Below are 7,482 nucleotides of genomic sequence, written 5' to 3'. Positions count from 1 at the left end.
GATCGTGCTCGTCGCTTCCGTGCTGCTCGTGGTGCTTGCCCAATGGCAGTTGCGCCAGCGCAAGCCGTCGAACTGAAAGCCGCATCATGATCCTCAAAGACCGCATCGCCGTGGTGACAGGCGCCGGCTCCGGCATCGGGCGCGCCGGCGCCATGATCATGGGCAGGGAAGGCGCGGTGGTCGTCATCGCCGACAGGGATCAGGCTGCCGGCGAAGCAACGGCTTCGGACATTCGGGCAGCGGGTGGACGGGCCGAGGCGATCAAGACCGATGTCGCTGATGATGCGGCGATCGAACAGCTCATTGCCGGCACGCTCGACAGGCATGGGCGCATCGACATCCTGCACAATCACGCCGGCATCCAGATCGGCGGCACGCTGACCGAAGTGGAGGTCGGCGGCATGGATGCCTCGTGGCGGGTCAATGTGCGGGCGCAGTTCCTGGCGGCGAGACAGGTCATGCCCTCGATGATCGCGCAGGGCGGCGGGGTCATCCTCAACACCGCCTCCAATTCGGGCGTGTTCTACGACCGCGAGATGATCGCCTACGCAACTTCCAAACATGCGGTGGTGGCGATGACACGGCAGATGTCGCTCGACTATGCCCGTCACAATGTCCGCATCAACGCGCTCTGTCCGGGCTGGGTCGACACGCCGTTCAACGAACCGTTCATCGCCCAGATGGGCGGACGCGGGGCGATCGAAACCTATGTCCGCACCAAGATCCCGATGGGCCGCTGGGCCAGCGCCGATGAGATCGCCGAAGCGATCCTGTTCCTTGTCTCCGACCGTTCATCCTTCATGACCGGCCAGGCGCTGGTAATCGACGGCGGTGAAAGTATCGGCTGAGCCTTTTGCTTTCGCTATCAACTCCCCTGTTTTCAAAGCTTGTCCGATATACCACGCAAAGACTTTCACCCATGCCGCTGCTTGCCGGCAGGACTATAGTCCTGCCGGCATGGGACTTCAGTGCCATGGCCGTCCAAGAGTGCGAATTTGTGTTTGATATCAGTAGGTTAAGTTTCTGGCCGGGTGCCAGATCGCGTATTGAGACAGCATTTGTCTAAAGTTTACTCTGCACTATTAGGAATTCCTCATAGGACGGTCGCTTAGCGGTCGGGCCAGGGCGACGATTCCCGAGGAGATTACCATGACAAACCGGAAAACTCTGCTGGCGGCGCTTGCCGCATTGGCGCTCCTGGCATCTCCGGCGCTCGCCGGCAATGGGCACGGCGGTGGCAATGCCGGAGGCAACGGGCACGGCAACGGCGGTAGCAATGGCAACGGCGGCAATGGCAAGAGCGGCGCTTCGCACGGCAAGTCGTCGTCGGCCCCCGGCCAGGTGGCCAAAGCGGACGACACCACGGTCGACAAGACCACCAAGGTCTCGTCCGTGCCCAAAGGCAAGAACATCCACGCCAAGCTTGGCCGGGTGAGCTCGCTGAAGCGCAACATCAATGCCTATATGAACTCGAAGAGCAAGAAATTCGCCGCCCTTCAGGCATTCGTGACGCAGTCCGCCAAAGCCAAGGTCGCTCAGGCCGCCGCCGACGCAGCACAGGCTAAGCTGGATGCGCTGACGTCCCTGACACCCGATCAGATTGCCGCGATGTCGCCCGAAGATCAGGCGGCCCTGCCTGGGAAGATAGCTGCTCTGCAGGCCGAGGTCGCTGCCGACAACGCTGCTGCTGCTGCGGCCGCGGTCGGCACCGATGATGCATCGCTCGACGCGGCATTGGCGGATATGGCCAACAAGCCCGTCGACGCTGCGGTCACGTCCTGGGCTCAAGACGTCCTTGCCGGCAAGATCGACCAGACGGCTGCCGCGATGCAGACGGAAACGACGCCGTAACGAACCGCCGCCGAAACGGTAGTGGTCAGTCAAAGGCAATGCCGCCGGGTTTCACTCGGCGGCATTGCCTTTCCCGCTCATGGTCGGGCTGGCTATCCAGGGATAGCCACCGAGCTGGCGTCCAGGGATAGCCAGGCTCGAAACACTCAGACATGCTTGCGGCCGCCGGTCTCGCGAAACCAGCTGTCGGGGTAGGGGTACCACCAGTCCTGGATCGCGGGCTTGTGGTCGATGATCACCATCTTGGAGCGGCGGAAAGCGTCGAGGCCCTGGCGTCCGAGTTCGCGGCCGAGGCCCGAGGCCTTCCAGCCGCCGAACGGCAGGGCGTCATTGTCGATCAGCGGGTTGTTGACCCAGACCATGCCGGCTTCGAGCCGTTCCGCCGCCTCGTGGGCTTCGGCCAGATCCGATGTGAACACCGAAGCGCCGAGCCCGAACGGGCTGTCATTGGCAAGCCGGATCGCCTCGTCGAAATCCCTGACCCGGCAGATGGCGGCGACGGGTCCAAAACACTCTTCGCGCACGATCGCCATATCAGGGGTGACGCCGGTCAGGATGGTCGGTTCGTAGAACCAGCCGGTGTTGTGCGCCGGCGGGATGCGCCCGCCGGTCACCGCCTCGGCGCCATGAGCGATCGCATCGTCGACAAGGCGCATGACTTTGGTCCGCGCGCTTTCGCTGACCAGCGGGCCGATCTCGGTCTTGTCCATGCCGTTGCCGATGCGCAGCGCCCGCGTCCTTTCGGCGAACAGCGCGACGAAGCGGTCATGCACGGAATCGACGACGAAGAAGCGCTCGGCCGAAGTGCAGACCTGGCCGGTGAGGTGGAAGGCGGCGGTGACGCTGCCGGCCGCCGCGATCTCGAGCGGGGCATGCTCGCTGATGATCAGCGGGTCGCTGCCGCCGGCCTCGATGACGCAAGGCTTCATGCGTTCGGCGCAGGCCACCGCCACCGCCTTGCCTGCGGCGACCGAGCCGGTGAAGGCAACGGCATGGGTGCGGTCGGAGGCGATCAGCGCCTGCGCTGTGGCCGCTCCGCCGGGCAGGCAGGAGACCAGCCCCTCTGGCAGCGAGCGGAACACGGTCATGTAGTCCAGCGTCGACAGCGTCGTCGCCTCGGCCGGCTTGATGATGCAGGCATTGCCGGCGGCGAGCGATGCGGCGACCGTCCAGCACATCAGCAGGATCGGGAAATTGTAGGGCATGATGTGTACGGAGACGCCGTAAGGTTCGTAGCGCGCATACTGGAACGAACCGGCCTGCGTCGTGCCGGCGATCTTGCCGGCATCGTCGCGCGCCATCTCGGCATAGTAGCGGAAGATCGGCGCGCAATTGGCGATCTCGCCGATCGCTTCGGGGTAGGGTTTGCCCATCTCGCGCACCATCAGCTCGGCGCAACGCGTGAAGTCCGCCGCCTCGATGGCGTTGGCGACGGCATGCAGATGCTTGGCCCGGCTCTTGGCGTCGAGCTTCTTCCAGGCGGCCTGCGCCTTCGTCGCGGCCGTGAGTGCGGTATCGATCTCGCCGTCTGTCGCAGCAGAGATAGCGCCGACGGTTTCCAGCGTCGCCGGATCGATCACCGGTTTTGCCGCGCCGGCCATCGACCGGTAGTCCGGATTGACGAAGAAGGTTGGCCGGTCAGGAGAGAAATCCATTTTGTCCTTCTCCATTTATGGAGCCTTTTTGAGAATTCGTCCTGCCGAGGCAGATGGCGTGGCTTTCGAGAACCGGAGCGCAGCGGACATTTAGTCCGTGAGCACCGGAAGCGCAGAAAGCCGCGTCAGGTGTCCGGCAGGGCAGAATTATCGAGAAGGTTCAGCGGATCATGTAGACCTTCTTGATAGTCTCATGGACGGTGCAGACGCCCTTCCAGTCCTGCGGGAAGAACGCTGCCGTATCCGGCTCGATCTCGATGACCTCGCCGGATTCATGCACATAGGTGCAGCGCCCTTCGAGGAAATGGCAGAACTCGTCGCGGGTGACATGGCAGTGCCATTTGCCCGGAGTGCAGACCCAAAGCCCGCATTCGGAGCGGCCTTCCGGCCCCTTGTACAGCAGCTTGCCCGAGGTATGGGATTGGCTCTCGATCATGGTCGGGATGACGCCCCAGTCGACGAGGTCGGTAATGGTAAGCGGGGATTTCATGATGGGGGTTGTCATATCGATTCCTTGGAAATGAGTGCTCAGCGGCACATGAAAGCCTTGATCAGCGTTTGCGTGATGATGGAGATGCCGGTCCAGCCGGCGGGGAAGAATACCAGCGTGCCGGCCTCGACCGCGATCTCCTCGCCGTCGTCATGGACATAGCTGCCGCGTCCCGACAGGAAGTGGCAGAATTCGTCGGCGCCAAAGGTGACCTTGCGCGTGCCCGGCGTGCACGCCCACAGGCCGCATTCGCTCGATCCGTCCGGGTTCTGCGCCAGGATCTTGCCCGAAGCGCGCGGCGAACCGGCGAGCGTGTTGCTGCCCGCGCCCCAGTCTTCCAATTCCACGGCCGAAGCCTTCGGCCAGTGCGGTGTCGACATGTCATCAAGCTCCGTGGTCACGCCAGCATGTAGACGTTGCGCATCGTCTCATGCACGGTGCATTCGCCTCTCCAGCCGGCAGGGAACATGACCACGGTGCCGGTGGAGACTTCTATCACCTCACCGACATCCGACCGGTAGGTCGCGCGGCCGGCGACGAAATGGCACAATTCGTCGCGCGGGATACTGAGGCGCCAGCGGCCTGGCGTGCAGACCCAGATGCCGGATTCCGGCTGGTTGTTCGGGCCTTTGTGCACGAGCCTGCCGGTCGAGTGCGATGCTCCTTCCAATGCGTCGGGTTGGGCGCCCCAGTCGACGAGGTCGGTTCGGGTGGAGGCCTGGTGGAGGTGTGGGGCGGAGGAGGTCATGAGCGTGCTCCATCATTTGGGCGCTCAATCCCGCCCCGTTTTCGCTCTACGAGGCCCCCCTCTGTCCTGCCGGACATCTCCCCCTCAAGGGGGGAGATTGGCAACTTTGGCTTCTGTGTCTCTTCTTCAGCGTTGAAAATTGGCGAAAGCCGCCGCGAAATCCAATCTCCCCCCTTGAGGGGGAGATGGCCGGCAGGCCAGAGGGGGGCGCCTGGGCTCCGCATCTCAATCACAGCAGCGTCTCCAGCAACCCGGCCGCTTTCTCCGGCCCATTCTGCGCGTGCATCTGCGCCGATGTCTTCGCCAGCTTGGCTTTCATCACCGGGTCGGTCAGGCAGGTCTCGATCCTGGCAACCAGCTCGGCATCGGTCCAGTCGTAGCGCGGCATGCCGAAGCCGTGGCCGGTTTCCTCGACGCGGGTGGCGTTGTCGTGGCCGTCCCAGACATAGGGCATGATGATGGCCGGTTTGCCGAAATAGAGGCACTCGGTGAACGAGTTGTTGCCGCCATGGTGGATGACGGCATCGACCTGCGGGATCACCGAGGGCTGCGGAAACCAGCTGTCGACAATGACGTTGCCGGGCACGTCCGTGTACTGGTCCTTGTAGCCGCCGACATTGACCAGAGCCCTGTAGCGCGTCTTGCCCAATGTCGCGATGATGCGCTTCAGCAGCTCGACATCGCCGGCGCCGAGGCTGCCGAAGGAGACGTAGAGCAGCGGCCCGTCATTGTTTTTGGCGAAGGTCGGCACCGTGTACGGCTTTTCGTGCCGCACGCAGCCTTCGAGATACTGGAACCTTGCCGGGTCGAGCGGATGGCGGCGCTTGAATTTTGCCGCTTCGGGGTAGAGCAGCAGGTTCAAATAGGGCGAGGCTTCGAAGAACTGGCCGATCGGATAGGGCGCCTCGCCGTTGGCGGTGAGAAAGCCGTTGAAGTCGTCATGGATCGGCTTGATCACCGCATTGAAGTGGTCGCGGTAGCGCTGGTGGCCGGCATGGTCGTTCTCGCCGCAGCCGGAGAGATGGGGCGGGATGTCCTCGTCCTCGATCTCGTTTTCCGAGCAGGAGATGACGCGCACCCACGGCTTGCCGTACTGCTTGATGGCCGGGAACAGGATGACGTTGTCGACGCAGATCACATCCGGCTTGATGGCTGAGAGAACGCGCGGCAGATCTTTCTGCGCCCATTTGGCGCTGTCGACGATCGCCGTCCAGCAATCCTTGACGTAGTTGTCGACCTGGTCGTAGGGCGATTTGCGGAAGTTCGGGATATGGCCGTTGATGAAATCCTCCCAGAATTTCGCCATCTGCTCGGGCGGCATCGGCTCCGACAGGTTCACCGGATGCGCCTCGAAGCCGTAGCCCTTGTAGACATCGACGAAGCCGGGGTCGGACAGGAACACCGCCTTGTGGCCGCGCGCTTCGACTGCCTGGGCGATACCGACGGAATTGAGCGCCGGGCCGTAGGCGGCTTCTGGAAAAAACGCGATCGTCTTCTGCGCCATCAGGCTTCTCCTGTCATTCTGCGAAAATTCTGACATCGGCGGCATCCCAGCCGAGTTCGACCTGGTCGCCCGACGAGACCGGCCGGCGGTCGGCGGCATCTGCGGTGACGCGCACCAGGAACGGCTTTGGCGACAGGGGCGTGCGGACATGCAGCTGCAGGTCCAGCCCCTGATAGGCCAGCGCCTCGACCGTGCCGGTGATGCGGTTGGCGGTTTCCGCCGATGGGAATAGCCGGATGCGCTCAGGGCGCACCGAAGCGACAGCGGATGCGCCGGGCGAGAGCGTTGCCGGAACCTTGCCTGATATGCGTGCGCCATTCGTGGCTACAACGCCATCGACGGCGGCTTGGCCCGGCACGAAATTCATCACGCCGATGAAGTCGGCGACGAAGCGATCGGCGGGGTGTTCGTAGATCGCGTGCGGCGTGTCGCATTGCAGCAATCTGCCGTCTTTCAGCACCGCCATGCGGTCGGCCATGACGAGCGATTCCTCCTGGTCATGGGTGACGATGACGAAGGTGATGCCGACCTCGTGCTGCAGGCGCTTCAATTCCAGCTGCATGGCGCCGCGCAGCTTCTTGTCGAGCGCGCCGAGCGGCTCGTCGAGCAGCAGCAGGCGAGGCCGCTTGACCAGCGCGCGGGCAAGCGCGACGCGCTGCTTCTGGCCGCCCGACAATTGCTCCGGCTTGCGGTCGGCGAAGGGGACGAGCTCGGTCGTCGCCAGGATGGCATCGACGCGGGAGCGGATTTCAGCTGTTGGCAAACGTTCCATCTCCAGGCCGTAGGAGACATTGGCGCGAACGCTCATATGCGGAAACAGCGCATAGGATTGGAACATCAGATTGACCGGCCGCTTGTTGGGCGGGGTTTTGGCGATGTCACGTCCGTCGAGCAGGATGCGCCCGTCATTGGGCGTCTCGAAACCGGCCAGCATGCGCAAGAGCGTGGTCTTGCCGCAGCCGGACGGGCCGAGCAAAGCGAAGAACTCGTTCTCGCGGATGTCGAGCGAGATGCCGTCGACGGCCATCACCCTGCCGAAATTCTTCGACACATGATCGATGGCCAGCAGAGTGCGGGGTTCGCTCATTGGCCGATGATCCCACGGTTGAGCCGCTGCGACAGGGTCAGCGCGGTGATCGAGACCGCCATGACGATGGTCGCCAGCGCGTTGATCTCCGGCGTGATGCCGAAGCGGATCATGGCGTAGATCTGCATCGGCAGCGTCGTCGAGGCG

The 7,482-nt window shown here is 63.5% G+C and carries 8 protein-coding genes and 1 pseudogene; 2 read left to right on the top strand and 7 right to left on the bottom strand.

Annotated features, from left to right (window positions below; genetic code table 11):
- Window positions 1–86: 86 nt before the first annotated feature.
- Together EN991_RS15795 and EN991_RS15790 are read left to right on the top strand one after the other, a co-directional pair.
- Entirely contained in the window at window positions 87–848 is a 762-nt protein-coding gene (locus EN991_RS15795; RefSeq protein WP_127369100.1) for a glucose 1-dehydrogenase, read from the top strand.
- A gap of 301 nt (window positions 849–1,149) precedes the next feature.
- A complete protein-coding gene (locus EN991_RS15790) occupies window positions 1,150–1,851 on the top strand; it encodes a hypothetical protein (protein WP_127369099.1) in 702 nt (233 codons plus the stop codon).
- Between the two features lie 146 nt (window positions 1,852–1,997).
- Here EN991_RS15790 and EN991_RS15785 read toward each other — a convergent pair whose 3' ends face one another.
- From EN991_RS15785 to EN991_RS41775, 7 genes and pseudogenes are all read right to left on the bottom strand, one after another.
- A complete protein-coding gene (locus EN991_RS15785; RefSeq protein WP_127369101.1) occupies window positions 1,998–3,506 on the bottom strand; it encodes an aldehyde dehydrogenase family protein in 1,509 nt (502 codons plus the stop codon).
- Between the two features lie 160 nt (window positions 3,507–3,666).
- Complete coding sequence (locus EN991_RS15780; protein ID WP_127369098.1) at window positions 3,667–4,011, bottom strand: cupin domain-containing protein; 345 nt, start codon at window positions 4,009–4,011, stop codon at window positions 3,667–3,669.
- 23 nt (window positions 4,012–4,034) lie between these two features.
- Window positions 4,035–4,376 (bottom strand): cupin domain-containing protein, encoded by a 342-nt coding sequence (locus EN991_RS15775; RefSeq protein WP_127369097.1) that lies wholly within the window; start codon window positions 4,374–4,376, stop codon window positions 4,035–4,037.
- A 17-nt stretch (window positions 4,377–4,393) separates the two neighbouring features.
- Entirely contained in the window at window positions 4,394–4,744 is a 351-nt protein-coding gene (locus tag EN991_RS15770) for a cupin domain-containing protein (RefSeq protein ID WP_127369096.1), read from the bottom strand.
- Between the two features lie 229 nt (window positions 4,745–4,973).
- Window positions 4,974–6,248: a glycosyltransferase gene (locus EN991_RS15760; protein WP_127369095.1), complete on the bottom strand. Its 1,275-nt coding sequence runs from the start codon at window positions 6,246–6,248 to the stop codon at window positions 4,974–4,976.
- Between the two features lie 13 nt (window positions 6,249–6,261).
- Window positions 6,262–7,335 carry an ABC transporter ATP-binding protein gene (locus EN991_RS15755; RefSeq protein ID WP_024504743.1) on the bottom strand — a complete coding sequence of 358 codons (1,074 nt, stop codon included), beginning with the start codon at window positions 7,333–7,335 and terminating at the stop codon, window positions 6,262–6,264.
- A pseudogene (locus tag EN991_RS41775) lies at window positions 7,332–7,482 on the bottom strand (ABC transporter permease); the annotation flags it as partial. The pseudogene EN991_RS41775 and the gene EN991_RS15755, both read right to left, overlap by 4 nt.

Origin of the sequence: Mesorhizobium sp. M7A.F.Ca.US.005.03.2.1 (genome assembly GCF_003997795.1) — a bacterium.
Taxonomy (GTDB): Bacteria; Pseudomonadota; Alphaproteobacteria; order Rhizobiales; family Rhizobiaceae; genus Mesorhizobium; species Mesorhizobium ciceri.
The sequence above is the reverse complement of the archived record's forward strand: the minus strand, read 5'-3'. Positions and strand labels throughout refer to the sequence as shown.

Bases quoted from the DNA above. Each gene is read 5' to 3' on its own strand.
- EN991_RS15795 (WP_127369100.1), top strand. From the start codon at position 87: ATGATCCTCAAAGACCGCATCGCCGTGGTGACAGGCGCCGGCTCCGGC.
- EN991_RS15790 (WP_127369099.1), top strand. From the start codon at position 1,150: ATGACAAACCGGAAAACTCTGCTGGCGGCGCTTGCCGCATTGGCGCTC.
- EN991_RS15785 (WP_127369101.1), bottom strand. From the start codon at position 3,506: ATGGATTTCTCTCCTGACCGGCCAACCTTCTTCGTCAATCCGGACTAC.
- EN991_RS15780 (WP_127369098.1), bottom strand. From the start codon at position 4,011: ATGACAACCCCCATCATGAAATCCCCGCTTACCATTACCGACCTCGTC.
- EN991_RS15775 (WP_127369097.1), bottom strand. From the start codon at position 4,376: ATGTCGACACCGCACTGGCCGAAGGCTTCGGCCGTGGAATTGGAAGAC.
- EN991_RS15770 (WP_127369096.1), bottom strand. From the start codon at position 4,744: ATGACCTCCTCCGCCCCACACCTCCACCAGGCCTCCACCCGAACCGAC.
- EN991_RS15760 (WP_127369095.1), bottom strand. From the start codon at position 6,248: ATGGCGCAGAAGACGATCGCGTTTTTTCCAGAAGCCGCCTACGGCCCG.
- EN991_RS15755 (WP_024504743.1), bottom strand. From the start codon at position 7,335: ATGAGCGAACCCCGCACTCTGCTGGCCATCGATCATGTGTCGAAGAAT.